We start from the raw sequence: 15,917 nt of genomic DNA, 5'->3' as shown, positions 1-15,917 counted from the left end.
CAATGTTACCAACGGAGGTTCTGACATGAACAAATTCAACAAGATGATGATGACGGCGGCGGCCGCGCTGACGCTCTCGACGTCCGCGCTCTGGGCCGAGACGATGACGATCGGGACGTTCAGCGATCCGACCCCGATGAACGCCGCGCGCGCCGAAAAGGCTTTCGAGAAGGCCACCGGCTGGACGATCGAATGGCGGGTGTTCAACTCGGGCACCGACGTGATCGCAGCCATGGCCTCGGGTGATGTCGAGGTCGCGGAACTTGGCTCCTCGCCGCTGGCGATCGCCGCGAGCCAGGGCGTCGACCTGCAAATGTTCATGGTGTCCTACGCGATCGGCGATTCCGAGAGCCTGATCGCGCATAACGGCTCGGGCATCAAATCGCTGGAAGATCTGAAGGGCAAGCGCGTCGCGGTGCCGGTGGGCTCCACCGCGCATTACTCGCTGATGGGCGCGATTTCCCATGCCGGGATGAAGGAATCCGATCTGACCATCATCTCGATGCCGCCGGACCAGATCGCCGCCGCATGGGATCAGGGCACGATCGACGCCGCTTTCATCTGGCCGCCGGTGCAGACAAATATCCTCGAGACCGGCAGCCGTATCGTGAGCGCCGCCCAAACCGCGAAATGGGGCTATCCGACCTTCAACGCATGGACCGTGAACACCAAGTTCGCCGAGTCCCACGAGAAGGAAATGGTGGCCTTCGCCAAGGCGATGAACGCGGCGAACAAGGCCTATCTGGACGATCCCTCGGCCTGGACGCCCGATAACGAGAAGGTCAAGGAGATCGCCAGCGTGACCGGCGCGGGCGCCGACCAGATCCCCGGCATTCTCAAGGGCTACACCTTCGTGCCGCTGTCCGAACAGGTCAGCGACACCTGGCTTGGCAATGCCGCGAACATCATGAAATCGACCGCGGAATTCCTGAAATCCGCGGGCCGCATCGACAGTGTCGCCGACGACTACTCGGCCTTCGTGAATACGAAGATCGCCGAAGACGCCCTGAAGTGAAACAGTCTTTCCTGCCCGGGTATACGATCCGGGCAGGACCAAGAAACCGAGAGGGAGCAGCGACGTGGGATTAAATGTCGAGGACGTATCGGTCGTCTATCCAGCGGCGGATGGTCGCCCGCCCGTCGAGGCCTTGAGCCGGATCAACCTGACAATCGAGGACGATGAATTCGTCGTGGCGCTCGGCGCATCGGGGTGTGGGAAATCCACGCTTCTCAACCTGATCGCGGGGTTTCTGTCGCCGTCCTCGGGGGCGCTGATGCTCGATGGCGAGCAGGTCTCCGGCCCGGGCGCGGACCGCGCGGTGGTGTTTCAGAAACACGCGCTCCTGCCGTGGCTGAACGTTTTGGACAACGTGGCTTTCGGCCTGCAGATTCAGGGCGTCGCCGAGGCCGAGCGCAAGAAGGTCGCCAACAGGTTCCTGAGCATGCTCGGGCTCGACGGGTTTCAGGGCGCACCGGTGTACTCGCTTTCCGGCGGGATGCAGCAGCGCGTCGGCATCGCCCGCGCGCTTACCTGCGATCCGCGCGTTCTGCTGATGGACGAGCCGCTGGGCGCGCTCGACGCGCTGACCCGCGAAAAGGCGCAGGAACTGATCCTGAACATCTGGAACGACACCCATAAATCGGTCTTCTTCATCACGCATAGCGTGGAGGAAGCACTGTTCATGGGCACCAAGCTGGTGGTCATGTCGCCGCGCCCGGGGCGGATCACCCACGTATTCGACCTGCCGTTCTCGCGGCAGTTTCTCGATGGGATGCCCGCCCGACAGGTGAAGGCCTCCCCGAAATTCATCGAACTTCGCGAAGAAGTCCTGAAGATCATCTTCGCCGACGAAGAGGCCGCGGCATGACGGAGCAAACAACTCAAACCCCGACGAAACCGCCCGGACTGTGGGCGCGGATTTCCCGCTCGCGCGCGACCAAGCCCGGCCAGACCTACGGCGTCCCGGGGCAGGGCAATACGCTGTGGCTCTCGATTGGCTCGATCCTGTTTTTCTTCTTCGTCTGGTGGCTCGTGACCTTCATGGGCTGGGTGAAGCCGCTCTTCGTGCCCTCGCCGATGGCGATCGTGTCGAAGTTTCTCTCGGTCTGGAGCGACGGCTATACTGGCACCTCGTTTCTCGATCACGTAGTGATCTCGACTGTGCGAGTCTTCGGCGCCTTCCTGCTGGCTTGCGTGATCGGGATTCCGTTGGGGCTCGCGATGGGGATGAGCCCGATCATGCGCGGCATTTTCGACCCGCCGATCGAGTTCTACCGGCCGATTCCGCCGCTCGCCTACCTGCCGCTGATGATCATCTGGTTCGGCATCGGCGAGACCTCCAAGGTCCTGCTGATCTTCCTGTCGGTCTTCGCGCCGGTCGTGCTGGGGGCGCGCTCTGGCGTGAAATCCGCCGCGATCGAGCAGATCCACGCCGCCTATTCCTTCGGTGCGACACGCTGGCAGGTGATGCGCTATGTCATCATGCCCTCCGCGATGCCGGAGATCCTGACGGCGATGCGGATCGGGGTCGGCTTCGGCTGGACCACGCTGGTCGCCGCGGAGATGGTCGCCTCGACCAAGGGGCTTGGCTATATGGTGCTCTCCGCCAGCCAGTTCCTGCAGACACCGGTCGTGATCATGGGGATCTTCGTGATCGCCGCGATTGCCTTCGCTTTCGATCTTTTGATGCGCTTCGTCGAGCGTCGCCTCGTGCCCTGGAAGGGCAGAATGTAACGGGAAGAACCACCATGATCTACTTGAAGAAAGCCGTCCGGACAGCCGAGGCGGATCAGGAAGGCGTGCATGACATCGTCTCGAAGATGCTGGCGAAGATCGCGGCCGGCGGCGAGGACGCGGCGCGTGACTATGCAAGAGAACTCGACAAATGGACCGGCGAGATCGTCGTCACCCCGGAGCAGCGCGCCGCCGCCAGCGCCGCCGTGCCCGAGCAGCTCAAGGCCGATATCCAGTTTGCCCATAACAACGTGCGCCGCTTCGCCGAGGCGCAGCGCGCGACGGTCACCGATTGCACGATCGAGATACTTCCGGGCCTGACCGCCGGGCAGAAGCAGATCCCGGTCTCGGCCACCGGTTGCTACGTGCCCGGCGGGCGCTACAGCCACGTTGCCAGCGCGATCATGACGATCACCACTGCCAAGGTCGCGGGCGTGCCCCACATCACCGCCTGTTCGCCGCCGCGGCCCGGTCTCGGCATCCCGCCCGCGATCCTCTACGCGATGGACCTGTGCGGCGCCGACGTGATCCTCTCGATGGGCGGCGTGCAGGGGGTGGCCGCAATGGCCAATGGTCTGTTCGGCCTGCCCAAGGCGGATATCCTCGTCGGACCCGGCAACCAATATGTCGCTGAGGCCAAGCGGATCCTCTTCGGCCAGATCGGCATCGACATGTTCGCTGGCCCGACCGACAGCATGGTGATCGCCGATGCGACGGCGGATCCCGAGATGGTCGCCTATGATCTTGTGGGGCAGGCGGAGCATGGCTACAACTCGCCCGTCTGGCTCGTCACCTCCGATCGCGCTCTGGCCGATCAGGTCATGCGCCTCGTGCCGGAGCTGATAGAGACCCTGCCGGAACTCAATCGCCATAGCGCGAAAGCGTCCTGGGCGGATTTCGCGGAAGTCATCCTGTGCGACGGCGCCGAGGAGATGGCGCGGTTCGCCGATCAACTCGCGCCCGAGCATCTGCACGTGCAGTGTCGGGATCTCGACTGGTGGCTGGCCCGGCTGAAATCCTACGGCTCGCTGTTTCTCGGCGAAGAGACGACCGTAGCCTTCGGTGACAAGACATCGGGCCCCAATCATGTGCTGCCGACCTCTGGGGCCGCGCGCTACACTGGCGGGCTCTCGGTGCACAAGTTCATGAAGACGATCACCTGGCAGCGCGCCACCCGCGAGGCGGCCCGACCGCTCGCGGAGGCGACGGCACGAATCTCGCGGCTCGAAGGGATGGAGGGGCATGCGCGGTCCGCCGATATCCGGCTCTCCAAGTTCTTCCCCGAGGAGCATTTCGACCTGCGTCCGGCGCAGGTCCAGGGCTGACGCGGAGCGCGGACGGAGAGGGGAGGCAGGGATGCCGGAATTGTCCTTCACCCGGGCAGGCAACGGGCCGCCCCTCGTCCTCGTGCACGGCTATCTCGGCGGCAGCGCAATGTGGGACGCGCAGCTTGCGCATTTCAGCCCGTTCCGCGATGTCATATGTCCCGATCTCGCGGGGTTCGGGGCAAGCGCAGCGCTGGAGGCGCCCGAGAGCATCGAAGGTCACGCGCGCATGGTGCTCGGACTTCTCGATCGGCTCGAGGTCGAGCGCTTCGATCTTCTCGGCCATTCGATGGGCGGCATGGTCGTGCAGGAGATGATCCGGCTGGCCCCCACGCGCATCCGCAAGCTGATACTCTACGGCACCGGGCCGCGCGGCGTGATGCCGGGCCGGTTCGAGACGATCGCGCAATCCCGTGAACGGCTTCTGCGCGACGGGGTGCCCGCGACCGCGCGGCGGATCGCGGCGACATGGTTCCGGCAGGGAGAGGCGGCGGAGGGTTTTCCGCTCTGCCTGTCGCTCGGGCAGAAGGCGCGCCAGCAGGCCGCGCTCGCAAGCCTCACGGCCTGGGAAGCTTGGGATGGCACGCCCGCTCTTGGCGCGATCGCAAGCCCGACCCTCGTCCTTTGGGGCAGCCGCGACCGCTCCTATGACTGGACGCAGCCCGAAGCGCTCTGGCGCGGCATCCCGGGGGCGGATCTCGCCGTGATGCCCGGCTGCGCGCATAACGTTCACATGGAGAAACCGGACCGGTTCAACAGGCTGGTCGGCGATTTCCTGGATGCGGCAGACTTTTAGCAGGACGCTGAAATCGCCGCGCCGCGACGGGAAGCCGGAAAACAGAAAGCCCAGAGCGAACTCTGGGCTTTGATCTTTGAAATCAATCTCTTGCGAGAACTTTGGCTGCCGGCGGTAAGGAGTTGATCGGTCTTGCCTTCATGCTTAAGGCATTGCATGCGTTATTGTTCTTCTGCGTGGCCTCTTGGTTTTTGCTACATCTGGGTGTTCCAGGGCTAGATATTCGAATTCGGCGCGGCAGGGAATTTTTCGGTAGTCCGCACAGGTGATTAAGCCAATAAATCTCCCGGGTTGACAGAAGGGTCAGCCTAGCGATTTCACCGTCGCCCGCAGCAGGAGCACCCCGCCGCTACCGTGGCCGGATTTTACTCCGCCGTTGACAAGGACCGGATGCGCGCAATGATCGCCGCTCAGGACAATACCTCCGACACGCTGACCGAGCTGATCCAAACCTCGCGCAGCCTGCGGCAGGACGAAATCACCGAGGAGATCGTGGAGCTTGCCACCGCAAGCCCGCCGGTTCGGTAATCGAGGAGGAGCCGATGTCGGAGACAATCGAAGGGGAACGCACCAAGCCCCAGCCCGCCGATGACGTGGCGCGCGAGGTCGATCTGCCGTGGTGCGAGCCCAAGCCCAGCCACGAGGATGTCCGCGCCCCCGATCTGACCCGCGAGATCATGGCGCATCCGAATTACTTGCAGGCCGATGAGGATGTCGATTTCCTCAACCGCGACGACATGCGCGGCGCGCGCCTGCAGCTCGATTACCAGAAGGCCGAGACGCTGCTGCGCGAACAGGGCATCGCCCATTCGATCGTGGTCTTCGGCGGCACCCGGATCCCCGAACCGCAAGCCGCGCATGAGAAGCTGGCCGAGATGGAGGCCCGCAGCGCGGCCGATCCGGGCAATGACGACCTGACGCGACGCGTCGAGATTGCCAGACGCGTCGCCGCGAAAAGTCGCTATTACGACGTCGCCCGCGCCTTCGGCCGGATCGTCGGCGCGCGCGAGGGCCCGCATGGCAACCGGCTGGTGATCGTCACCGGCGGCGGGCCGGGGATGATGGAGGCCGCCAATCGCGGCGCCTATGATGCGGGCGCGCGCACGGTGGGGCTCAATATTACGCTCCCGCACGAGCAATTCCCCAACCCCTACATCACGCCCGGCCTGTGCTTCCGCTTCCGCTATTTCGCCCTGCGCAAGCTTCATTTCCTGATGCGAGCACGGGCGCTCGTGGTGTTTCCGGGCGGCTATGGCACGCTCGACGAACTGTTCGAGACGCTCACGCTGATCCAGACCCGCAAGATCCGCCCGCTGCCGGTGATCCTTGTCGGGCGCGAGTATTGGAGCCGGGTCTTCGATCCGGATTTCCTTGTGGAGGAGGGGGTGATCGACCCCGAGGACCGCGACCTGTTCTGGTATGCCGAAAGCGCCGAGGAGATCTGGGAGGATATCGGGCGTTGGTATGCGCAGTTCGGTCGCAATATCGACGAACCAATGGGAGGAGAGGATGAAGATTTCATTTCACGGTGCCGCGCATGAGGTGACGGGCTCCTGCCATCTCGTCGAATGCGCGGGGCGCAAGATCCTGATCGATTGCGGCATGTTCCAGGGCCGCTCGGAACTGGTCGAAGACAACGCCGCGAAATTCGGCTTCGAGCCCTCAGAGATCGACATGGTATTGCTGACCCATGCCCATCTCGATCACTGCGGGCGGCTCCCGCTTCTGGTCAAGCGCGGCTTCAAGGGCGAGATCATCGCGACCTCGGCCACGCGCGATCTGGCGCGACTGGTGATGCTCGACGCGGCGCATCTGCAAGAGGAAGAGGCGCGCCGTCATCACCGCCATGGGCGGCGCGGCGGGTCGCGTGAGGCGCTTTACGACACGATGGATGCGCTCGACGCGGTCGATCGGTTCGGGCGCAACGCGACTTATCGCAAGACGCTATCGCTGTTTGACGGGATCGAGGCGACCTTTTTCGACGCGGGCCATATCCTCGGTTCGGCCTCGATCCGGCTTGACCTGACCGAGCATGGCCGCAGCCGAAAGGTTCTGTTCTCGGGCGATCTGGGCCCCGACAATCGCCCGCTTCTCAACGATGCCGACCCGCCGGAGGATGCAGATATCGTGGTGATGGAAACCACCTATGGCGAGCGCGACCATCGCGGGCTCGAGGCCTCGATCGCGGAATTCCTCGCCGCGATCCGCGCGACCACGGGGCGGGGCGGCAATGTCATCATCCCGACCTTCGCGCTGGAGCGTGCGCAGGAGTTGCTGTGGTTCCTGCGCGATGGGATGGCCTCGGGCGAGATCGAGAAATCGCTGCGGGTGTTCCTCGACTCTCCGATGGCGATCTCCGCGACCCGGATCTTCGCGCGCCATGACGAGGCGCTGCGCCCGGAACTGGCCAATATCATTCACAAGGGGCGCGACCCGTTCCAGCTGCCCGAGCTGCATTTCACCCGCGAGACGCAGGATTCGATCGCACTCAACGAGATCCGCTCGGGCGCGGTGATCATGGCGGGTTCGGGGATGTGCACGGGCGGGCGCGTGCGCCACCACCTGCGCCACAATCTCGCGCGGCAAGAAAGCGCGGTGATCTTCGTGGGTTACGCCGCCGAAGGGACGCTCGCGCGGATCATCGTGGACGGGGCGAAACATGTGAAGCTTTTCGGCGAGGAGATCCCGGTGCGTGCGCAGATCCACACGATCAACGGCTTTTCCGCCCATGCCGACCAGAGCGATCTGAAACGCTGGCTGGCCCGCACCCGCCACCCGGAAAAGATCTTCCTCGTGCATGGCGAGAAAAAGTCGATGGAGGTCTTCGCGAAAGGGCTCGACCCGGCGAAGGTCGTTATGCCCGAGCTGCATCACAGCTTCGAGCTCTAGCCGCGCTCACAGCCCCGGCAGGTCGATCGCGACGGCCGCGTGATCGCTTGCATGGGGGCGGTGGCGGCCGATGCCGGGCAGGTGCTCGCCCTGATAGCGGGCGGCCTCGGTGCCCAAGCCCTTGCGCAGGATACGCGGCGCCGCATCGGGGTAGCGCGCGGCGAGAGCGCGCGAGGCGAGCAGCACATCGGGGCAATGGTAACGCGCCGAATGGGGGTCGTAATAGGTCCAGCGTTCGGGCCGGGGCATCCGTGCCATCAGATCCACGCTGAACCCGTGTTCAAGCGGCGCCGTCGCGCGGGGCAGAGGTAGCTCGGAGTCGTCGGGTTCGTTGAGATCGCCAAGGATCAGCCAGAGCGCTTCGGCCGGATTGTCGAAGTGCTGCTCGATCAGCGCCCGCGTCGCCAGCGCCTCGAGGTGCCGGGTGCGCCAGGCGGCGGCCTCGTCGGGGTAGGGCGATTTGAAATGCGTGATGAACAGCGTCAGCGCGCCCACTTCGACCATCAGGCAATCGCGCCGGAAGATCGGCATCTCGGGATCGACGCCCTCGGGCAGCTCCAGCCCCAGATCGCCCGGCGTCAGCGCGGCGTGACTGCGCACCGCTCCCAGCTTCCGGCGCGACAGCACCGCCAAATCGAGCCCGCGCCCGTCATTGCCCGGCAGGCAGACCCGCTCGGGGTAAGGCCGCGTGCCGGCGGGCAGCAGGTAGCGCGCGTGGAAGTGCTCCAGGGTCGCGAGGTCGAACACCTCTTGCAGCGCGACCAGATCGGCGTCGATCCCGGCGAGCAGATCGGCCGTCAACCTCCGGTCGATCGGATCGAGGCGCGGGTCCTCGGGGTCGTCGCTGTCCCAAGCCCCATGCAGCCGCCCTAGCTCCCGGTTCGGTAGCAGGCGCATGTTTTGGGTGTTGAGGCTCGCGATCCGCATCTTGGCGTCAGCATCGCATGGGCGAGGCGGTTTGGAACAGCGCGAATGCGTCCGTTGATCCTCCCCCAATGAAGCGGTCCGCCTTTATGTTTAGAAAAACGGAGGATCAGAATGGCTACGAAGCGACACAAGCCGGAAGAGATTGCCACGAAGCTGCGGTGATCACGGGGGCAACGCCTTGCAAGAGCTTGAGCGCGAGGCAGCGGGGCGCATCTTCGACACGCAGGTCGCTCGGATCGGTGAACATCGCCCGAACCGCGCTTCGGATCTTCTCCGGCGATGCGGACAGCGCAATGGCATTATCACCGGGTTTCGACATTTTGGCCTTGCCGTCGATACCGGGCAACCGGCCTGACTTGGGGATGATTGCCCTAGCCTCGGCCAGCACGGCGCAACCTGTCACTGCGTTGATGCGCCGCGCCTTCTCGGGATCATGGGCGTTGTCGGTCAGCGCGTGCCAAATGGCCCTTCCCACATTTGTCGCGCGAGATTAGCTGCTGGATGAGTGTTGGCGGGGCGTCTTTGCGTGCTTTTGTTTCTGGCCCATTTGGGTCAAATGCTGTTTGTAAGATTCACAAAAAGCTCTAACTATTGCGCTCGTTCAGAAAACCCAATCTGCATTGGACCGATTAAGTGAATTCGCAAGACGCTTTGATGCCGGGAGCACGCGGCGCCGAGGACCAAACTGCTCCTGACGCTGGCTACAAGGCCTTGATGGAGTTGATCGATGACGGGTTCTGCGTCATCCAGTTCATCGACGGTCCCAGAGGCCCACTCAGCGACTACGTCCATATCGAAGCCAATTCCGGTTACGAGAGGCATACCGGGATTGACGGCATTGTCGGCAAGACCGTTTTCGATGTCGCTCCGCAAGATGGGGACGAGTGGGTGAAAATCTACGGCGAAGTGCTCAGAACCGGGGAGCCTCTGAGGTTCGAGCGCGAATTCGTTGAGGTCGGGCGGCACATCGAGGTCTCTGCGAGGCGGGTGGAGCCCGCAAGCAAAGCTCAGGTCGCGGTTCTCTTTCGCGATATCACGGATCGCAAACAGAAGGAGCGCGAGCTACGCGAAAGCCAGCGGCGCGCGGAAAAGAACGCGCGTCACGTCGCGCGAGCGCTCTCGGCCGGGGCGATCCTGGGCACTTGGGTCTGGTATCTCGACAGCGAAACCTTCGACCTCGATGACGACTTTTCCCGCAGCATGGGGCTCGACCCCGCGCGGGCTGTCGAAGGCCTGACCATCGAGCAGATTGTCGTAAACGTGCACGAGGACGACAAGCCGGGTCTGATGGCGGCGATCCACCGCGCGACGCAGCAGACGTCGCCTTACGCGCATCAGTTCCGTGTCCGGCGGGCCGACGGGCGCTATCACTGGGTCGAAGCCAACGGCCGGATGGAATCGCAAACACCGCGCATTTTCGCAGGCGTTCTGATGGATCTCGATGATCGGCGCGCCATTCTCGAGGAGCGCGACAAGGCGGCCGCGGCGCTGTCTCAGCTGAATGAGACTCTGGAGCAGCGTGTCGAAGAGCAGACCGCGAAGCTGATGCAGCAGGAGGAGAAACTCCGGCAGGCCCAGAAAATGGAGGCCGTGGGGCAATTGACCGGCGGTCTCGCTCACGACTTCAACAATCTCCTCACCGCGATTTCGGGATCCCTCGAATTCGTCGCGAAGCGCCTTGAAGACGGGCGTCCCGAGGAAATCCTGCGGTATCTGGAAGCCGCGCGATCGTCGACCGAACGTGCCGCAGGCGTCACCCAGCGCTTGCTTTCCTTCTCGCGTCAGCAGTCGCTCATGCCCAAGCCCACCGACGTTCCCCAGCTGGTGCACGGTATGGAGGACCTGTTGCGGCACACGATCGGGCCGCACATCTTGATCAGAACGGAGCACAGCGCAGCGCCTTGGCCCGCGATGGTCGATCCGAACCAGCTCGAGAGTGCGCTGCTAAATCTTTGCATCAATTCGCGCGATGCCATGCCCGACGGTGGCACGATCACGATCAGCACGGCCAACGAAGTCATACAAGATGGACATTCGGAACTTCAGCCCGGTAACTACCTGCGCCTTTCCGTGCGTGACACCGGAACGGGGATGTCCGCAGAAGAGATATCGAAAGCGTTCGATCCTTATTTTACCACCAAGCCCAGCGGTAAAGGCACCGGCTTGGGCCTCTCGATGGTCTATGGGTTTGCGCGGCAAAGCGGCGGATGCGCTACGATCGAAGCCGATTGCGGTGTGGGAACGACAGTGAACATCTTTCTGCCGCGCTCTACGGCGGCGATCGAGTTCCCCACTGCGCAGCGTCCGGTGGCTGAGGCTCCGGCCGCGAGCGCCGATCACTCGATCCTCGTGGTCGATGACGAAGTCATCGTGCGCTTCGTCGTGGTGGAGGCCTTGGAAGAGGCTGGGTTCACTGTCTACGAAGCCGGGAACGCGACTGACGGCCTCGCGTTGCTGCACGAACAGCCGGGGGTGTCGGTTCTGCTGACGGATATCGGCTTGCCCGGCGGGATGACGGGTCGTGAACTCGCATCCCGGGCGAAAGAGTCCCGCGAAGACCTGAAAATCATATTCATGACCGGATATGACGAAGAAGCCGCGACAGGGCCGGCTCAGGTCGACGCCGAAGTCCTTTTGAAACCGTTTGATTTCGACGAGATGGTGCATCGCGTGAAGAGGCTCTCTGGGCTCAGCTGAGTGATGCGGTTCGTCACGAACGGTGTTCGGCGCATTCGCTTTTGCGATTTCGAGTGACAGGGATGTCGGTTCCATTGACCGGTTTGCAAGATCGCAGTGCCCGTGGACGTCGACGATCAGGGGCTTGTCCTCGGGGCAAGATTGAAGACCATGCGTTGACTTTGCCGCAGCTAATTGGCTTACCTGTTTTATTCATAAGAACGGGAGTTCCTGCACATGCCGCAGACAGCGACGGCAAATATCCTGACCATACTCGAAACTGATTTCTCAGGTGTCGTCGAGGAGTGGCTTGGCACTCAGGTGAAAGAGGGCGTGAAACGCTCTGACCTGTTCTCCGACTCCGAGAGTCGTGCGCAGAACCAGGAACTTCTGAAAGCCTTCACCAAGGGTATCCGTGCCGGCGTCGTAAACGAAGAGTTCAGCCTGGACGACGACGAATGGGAAGACCTGCGTGCCGTCCTCGCAGACGTCAGCAAGGAGCGCGTCGGCCGTGGCGTCACGCCGACCGAGATGGCGACATTCGTGCTCGCCCTCAAAGCTCCGCTGTTCAAGCGGCTCGAGGCGATGACGGATGTCGAAAGCGGGAAGCTTATCAGCGACGTGCTGATGGTGACCCGTCTCGTCGATGCTTTCGCGATCTATACCAACGAGATCTTCATCGGCGAACGCGACCAGATCATAGAGCGCCAACGTCAGGAAATGCTCGAGCTGTCGACCCCGGTGGTCGAACTCTGGGATCGCGTTCTCACGCTGCCGCTGATCGGCACTCTGGATTCCGCCCGGGCGCAGGAGGTCATGGAGAACCTGTTGCAGACCATTCTCGAGCGGCAGGCCGAGGTGGTGATCATGGACATTACCGGTGTCGGCACGGTCGACACGCAGGTGGCGCAGCACCTTTTGCGGGCCGCGGCCGCCGTGCGCCTGATGGGCGCGGAATGCATCATCAGCGGCATCAGCCCGATGATCGCGCAGACCATGGTGCAGCTCGGCATCGACGTGGGCACCGTGTCCACCCGGTCCAGCATCCGCACGGCCCTGGCCGATGCATTGCAGAAGGTCGGCTACGTCATCAAAACCAGCGAGGTCTCCTGACGTGTCGGGTGTGACGTCCATAAACCTGGTCGAGAACGCGCTTCTGGTCTCCATTCAGGACGACGTCACCGATACGGAAATCGTGGAACTGCAGGACACGCTCTCCAACCGGATCGCCAAGGAGAACGTCAAGGGCGTGATCCTCGACATCAGTTCGCTGGAGATCGTCGATACCTTCGTCGGGCGCGTCATTGCCCAGCTCGCTGGCATTTCCAAGCTGCTGGCCGCGGAAACCTACGTTGTCGGGATGCGTCCAGCGGTTGCGGTGACCTTGGTCGAACTGGGGATGTATCTGCCCGAGACCCGCACGGCGCTCAGCCTGACCCATGCACTCACTCAGTTGCGGCGTGCCTGATCCAAACGAAACATCCAGCAGACCCGCCGTCGCGGAGATAACGCTTGCGACCAGCCGCGATGTGGTCGCTGCGCGTCAGGCCGTCGCTCGAATTCTCAAGGAGCGCGGGCTGTCGGCGGTGCGGATCACCCGTTTTGCGACGGCTGTGAGCGAAATCACTCGCAACGCAATCGTGCACGGAGGCGGCGGCAAGATTTCAATTTATCTCGACGACCGTTCCGAGTATCTGCGCGTCGAATGCCGCGACGAGGGGCCGGGAATCGAAAACGTATCGCTGGCCATGTCCGACGGTTACACGACCGCGGGAGGCCTCGGCAGAGGGCTCGGCGGCGCCAAGCGCCTTTCACACGGGTTCGAGGTCCGCTCTGCCCCCGGCAAGGGCACAACCGTCTCCATGAGCGTGAAGCTATGAACCAGTGGGTGGAAATTGATGATCGCAGTGCCGTGGCCGTTGTTCGGCGGCTCGCGCGGCGCCATGGGGTCGCGATCGGTCTTCCCGAGACACGCGTCGGCGAACTCGCGATCGTGGCTACGGAGGCCGCGACCAACATGCTGCGCTACGCAGAGCGCGGGCGAGCCCTGATCGAACTTGTGCGCCAGCCCGGTTCCGACGTCATCAACATGATCTTCACGGATCGAGGGCCGGGGATCTCGGATATCGACCGGATGTTCCAAGATGGCGAAAGCTCGACTGACTCCGCCGGTCTCGGGCTCGGGGCGATCGTGCGCCTCTCGGATACGTTCGACATTTTCAGTTCGCCGGACACCGGAACGACGATCGTATGCACCTTCGGCGGGAAAAGCGGCGGTGCTGATTGCGGCGTCGAAGCGGTGGGGCTGCGTGTTTGCCACCCGAACGAAGACACCTGCGGCGACGACTTTCAGATCCGGCAGACCCCGCGGGCGACCGATGTGTTGCTCTGCGACGGCCTTGGGCATGGCCCCGCCGCCGCCGAAGCCGCCAGCGAGGTGATCGCAGCTGCAGGCGCCGCGGGCGGGCTTTCGTCGGAGCCAGGTAAGCTGATGCGCCAGATTACCGAGCGGCTGGTCGGTCGACGCGGGGCGGTGGTAGCTCTGATGCATGTCGCACAGCCGCAGATGGAGCTACGTTACGCGGCGCTTGGCAATATCTCGACCTTGCTGATCGGTGCGAAAGGTATCAGGCGGCTGGCGGTGCGCGACGGTCGCATCGGTGGCGCGGCGACTCATGGCTACGAGGAAGCCGTGCAGCTGGAGGCGGGGGACATGGTGATCCTGCATAGCGACGGTTTGAAAACCCTGCGGGAGGCGCATTTTCCGCCCGGATTGCTGAAGAAAAGCCCGCTGTTGATCGCCGGATTTCTTCTGGATCGCGCGTTCCGCGGGCGCGATGATGCGAGCATCGTCGTCATGCGCATAAACCGGGGAGGCGCCCACTGACCATGGCAAAACTCACCACCGTGAACCTTGAGAAGAGCGCCGACGTGGCCCGGCTGCGCGATGTCGCCATGACGCTCACCAACGTCCTGCAATTCGGCGCGTTCGAGCGCACACGGGCCGTCACCGCCGTCGTCGAACTCGGTCGCAATGCAATCGAACATGGGCAGAAGGGACGCGCGACCTTCTCGCTCACCGAGGTGGAAGGCAAACCGGCACTCGGGCTTCTCGTGACCGACCAGGGGCGCGGCATCCCGAAGGAGAAACTTCAGCCGGATGGGGCGCCTTCCTCCTCGACGGGGATGGGGCTGGGGCTTCGCGGTGTGCAGCGCATCGCAACGCGTTTCGATGTCGAGACCGGTCACGAAGGAACTCGGATCGAGGCGGTTTTCCGCTCGTCGGCAAATCTGTCGGCGGATGCCCGGCTCATCGATCAGGCGACAGAAGCGCTAAACGATCTCAGCATGAAGGACCCGACAGCGGCCCTCAGCGAACAGAACCGCGAACTCTCGGAGGGGATCACCGAACGCGACCTGCTGATGCAGGAGCTACACCACCGGACCGGCAATAACCTCGCGCTCATCGCCGCGCTCATTCGTATGAGCAAGTCGCGGGCCCAACAACCGGAGACCCAGCAGGTTCTGACCGAACTCGAAGTCCGTGTCGGGGCGCTCTCCAAGGCCCACGAATTGATGCAGCGCGGGAAGGAGACCGGAAAGGTGGATCTCGCGCAGATGGCTGCCGAAGTCGCGAGAACTTCGGAGCGTGCGTTCAGCGGCGAAAGCCTCGACGCCAATATCGAGGTGACCTGCGCAGAGCTGATGCTCGACAGCAAGCTCGCCATCGACATTGGGCTCATCATCGGAGAGCTCATCACCAATGCGTTCAAATATGCCTTTACCGGCAGGGAGAGCGGAACCATTCGCGTCGACGTCTCCGGCGACCTGCAAAGCGGGATCGCCCTGGTCGTCTCTGACAACGGCATCGGCTTGCCGTCGGATGCCGAGCGCCCGGAACGGTCGAATTCTCTCGGCTGGCGCCTGATCCGGACCCTGACGTTCCAGCATGATGCGACGCTGACCGTGGACGGCTCCGACGGGCTGCGCGTCTGTATCAAGTTTCCGGCACAAAGCTAAATTTCGGCTCTGATCGTCTTCAGGAATACGCCTGCTTCCCGATGATCAGGATCGTGCGACGATTTCAAGCAAGATGCCGTCGCGCAGATCACGGAGAGGGTCTACCCGGTCAGAGAGGTGGCCGAGCGCTTGGGTGTGAGCCAATGCTCCCTCTGCCCCTGGAGGAAGAAGTTCTCGAAAGCGTCGGCTAGCGACACGGAGACGGATGCCGAGATCTGTCGGCTGAAGAAGGAACTGGCACGGGTCTCGGAGGAGCGCGACATCTTAAAAATGGTCCCCGCTTATTTCGCCTGGAATGCAAAGTGAGATACGCGTTCGCGGCCGAGCATCGCGGGCAGTTCGTCGTCAGAGCCATGTGCCGCGGCCTTCGTCGGTCCGTGCCGCGTTTGTGCCTTTGGGACGCCGGAAAAAAGAAAGCCCAGAGCGAACTCTGGGCTTTTCTCTTTGAAATCAGTCTCTTGCGAGAGATTTGGCTCCGGCGGTAGGGATCGAACCTACGACCAATTGATTAACAGTCAACTGCTCTACCGCTGAGCTACGCCGGAACATG

The 15,917-nt window shown here is 63.1% G+C and carries 16 protein-coding genes, 1 tRNA gene and 1 pseudogene; 15 read left to right on the top strand and 3 right to left on the bottom strand.

The annotated features are described in order from the left end of the window. Nucleotides 1-25: 25 nt before the first annotated feature. The 8 genes from tauA (at nucleotide 26) to B6V75_RS03605 (ending at nucleotide 7,744) form a co-directional block, all read left to right on the top strand. The gene (gene tauA, locus B6V75_RS03640) at nucleotides 26-1,015 is read left to right on the top strand and encodes a taurine ABC transporter substrate-binding protein (RefSeq protein WP_088718750.1); all 990 of its coding nucleotides are present in this window, start codon (nucleotides 26-28) and stop codon (nucleotides 1,013-1,015) included. A 64-nt stretch (nucleotides 1,016-1,079) separates the two neighbouring features. Next, on the top strand, nucleotides 1,080-1,868 hold the full coding sequence (locus B6V75_RS03635) for an ATP-binding cassette domain-containing protein (RefSeq protein WP_075774704.1): 789 nt from the start codon (nucleotides 1,080-1,082) through the stop codon (nucleotides 1,866-1,868). Continuing rightward, on the top strand, nucleotides 1,865-2,734 hold the full coding sequence (locus B6V75_RS03630; protein WP_075774705.1) for an ABC transporter permease subunit: 870 nt from the start codon (nucleotides 1,865-1,867) through the stop codon (nucleotides 2,732-2,734). The genes B6V75_RS03635 and B6V75_RS03630 overlap by 4 nt, the downstream gene beginning before the upstream one ends. Nucleotides 2,735-2,748: 14 nt before the next feature. Then, complete coding sequence (gene hisD / locus B6V75_RS03625) at nucleotides 2,749-4,059, top strand: histidinol dehydrogenase (RefSeq protein WP_088718749.1); 1,311 nt, start codon at nucleotides 2,749-2,751, stop codon at nucleotides 4,057-4,059. A 31-nt stretch (nucleotides 4,060-4,090) separates the two neighbouring features. Further along, nucleotides 4,091-4,855: an alpha/beta fold hydrolase gene (locus tag B6V75_RS03620; RefSeq protein WP_075774707.1), complete on the top strand. Its 765-nt coding sequence runs from the start codon at nucleotides 4,091-4,093 to the stop codon at nucleotides 4,853-4,855. Nucleotides 4,856-5,209: 354 nt separating this feature from the next. Beyond that, entirely contained in the window at nucleotides 5,210-5,383 is a 174-nt protein-coding gene (locus B6V75_RS03615; RefSeq protein ID WP_146735104.1) for a F0F1 ATP synthase subunit gamma, read from the top strand. 14 nt (nucleotides 5,384-5,397) lie between these two features. After that, complete coding sequence (locus B6V75_RS03610) at nucleotides 5,398-6,396, top strand: LOG family protein (protein WP_088718747.1); 999 nt, start codon at nucleotides 5,398-5,400, stop codon at nucleotides 6,394-6,396. Continuing rightward, entirely contained in the window at nucleotides 6,365-7,744 is a 1,380-nt protein-coding gene (locus B6V75_RS03605; RefSeq protein ID WP_088718746.1) for an MBL fold metallo-hydrolase, read from the top strand. The genes B6V75_RS03610 and B6V75_RS03605 overlap by 32 nt, the downstream gene beginning before the upstream one ends. Nucleotides 7,745-7,750: 6 nt before the next feature. Here the strand turns inward: B6V75_RS03605 and B6V75_RS03600 are convergent, their stop codons facing one another. Next, nucleotides 7,751-8,671, bottom strand: a complete 921-nt coding sequence (locus B6V75_RS03600) for an endonuclease/exonuclease/phosphatase family protein (RefSeq protein ID WP_088718745.1) — start codon at nucleotides 8,669-8,671, stop codon at nucleotides 7,751-7,753. A 115-nt stretch (nucleotides 8,672-8,786) separates the two neighbouring features. After that, entirely contained in the window at nucleotides 8,787-9,146 is a 360-nt protein-coding gene (locus B6V75_RS18825) for a hypothetical protein (protein WP_240496898.1), read from the bottom strand. Between the two features lie 179 nt (nucleotides 9,147-9,325). On the opposite strand from B6V75_RS18825, the gene B6V75_RS03590 reads away from it, so the two are divergent. The 7 genes and pseudogenes from B6V75_RS03590 to B6V75_RS03560 form a co-directional block, all read left to right on the top strand. Beyond that, nucleotides 9,326-11,368 (top strand): ATP-binding protein, encoded by a 2,043-nt coding sequence (locus B6V75_RS03590; RefSeq protein ID WP_088718744.1) that lies wholly within the window; start codon nucleotides 9,326-9,328, stop codon nucleotides 11,366-11,368. A gap of 216 nt (nucleotides 11,369-11,584) precedes the next feature. Then, complete coding sequence (locus B6V75_RS03585; RefSeq protein WP_075774712.1) at nucleotides 11,585-12,460, top strand: STAS domain-containing protein; 876 nt, start codon at nucleotides 11,585-11,587, stop codon at nucleotides 12,458-12,460. A 10-nt stretch (nucleotides 12,461-12,470) separates the two neighbouring features. Further along, complete coding sequence (locus tag B6V75_RS03580; RefSeq protein WP_232621759.1) at nucleotides 12,471-12,815, top strand: STAS domain-containing protein; 345 nt, start codon at nucleotides 12,471-12,473, stop codon at nucleotides 12,813-12,815. After that, nucleotides 12,808-13,227 (top strand): ATP-binding protein, encoded by a 420-nt coding sequence (locus B6V75_RS03575; RefSeq protein WP_233243229.1) that lies wholly within the window; start codon nucleotides 12,808-12,810, stop codon nucleotides 13,225-13,227. The genes B6V75_RS03580 and B6V75_RS03575 overlap by 8 nt, the downstream gene beginning before the upstream one ends. Further along, complete coding sequence (locus B6V75_RS03570; protein WP_088718742.1) at nucleotides 13,224-14,234, top strand: ATP-binding SpoIIE family protein phosphatase; 1,011 nt, start codon at nucleotides 13,224-13,226, stop codon at nucleotides 14,232-14,234. Before B6V75_RS03575 ends, B6V75_RS03570 begins: the two co-directional genes overlap by 4 nt. 2 nt (nucleotides 14,235-14,236) lie before the next feature. Next, complete coding sequence (locus B6V75_RS03565) at nucleotides 14,237-15,367, top strand: ATP-binding protein (RefSeq protein ID WP_088718741.1); 1,131 nt, start codon at nucleotides 14,237-14,239, stop codon at nucleotides 15,365-15,367. Between the two features lie 87 nt (nucleotides 15,368-15,454). Next, nucleotides 15,455-15,738: pseudogene (locus B6V75_RS03560) on the top strand (transposase); the annotation flags it as partial. A gap of 99 nt (nucleotides 15,739-15,837) precedes the next feature. On the opposite strand, the gene B6V75_RS03555 reads toward B6V75_RS03560, so the two are convergent. Beyond that, a tRNA-Asn gene (locus B6V75_RS03555) sits at nucleotides 15,838-15,912 on the bottom strand. Nucleotides 15,913-15,917 lie beyond the last annotated feature (5 nt).

Origin of the sequence: Thioclava sp. F1Mire-8 (assembly GCF_002213165.1) — a bacterium.
Lineage (GTDB): Bacteria > Pseudomonadota > Alphaproteobacteria > Rhodobacterales > Rhodobacteraceae > Thioclava > Thioclava nitratireducens.
This window is presented reverse-complemented; position numbering and strand designations above follow the sequence as displayed.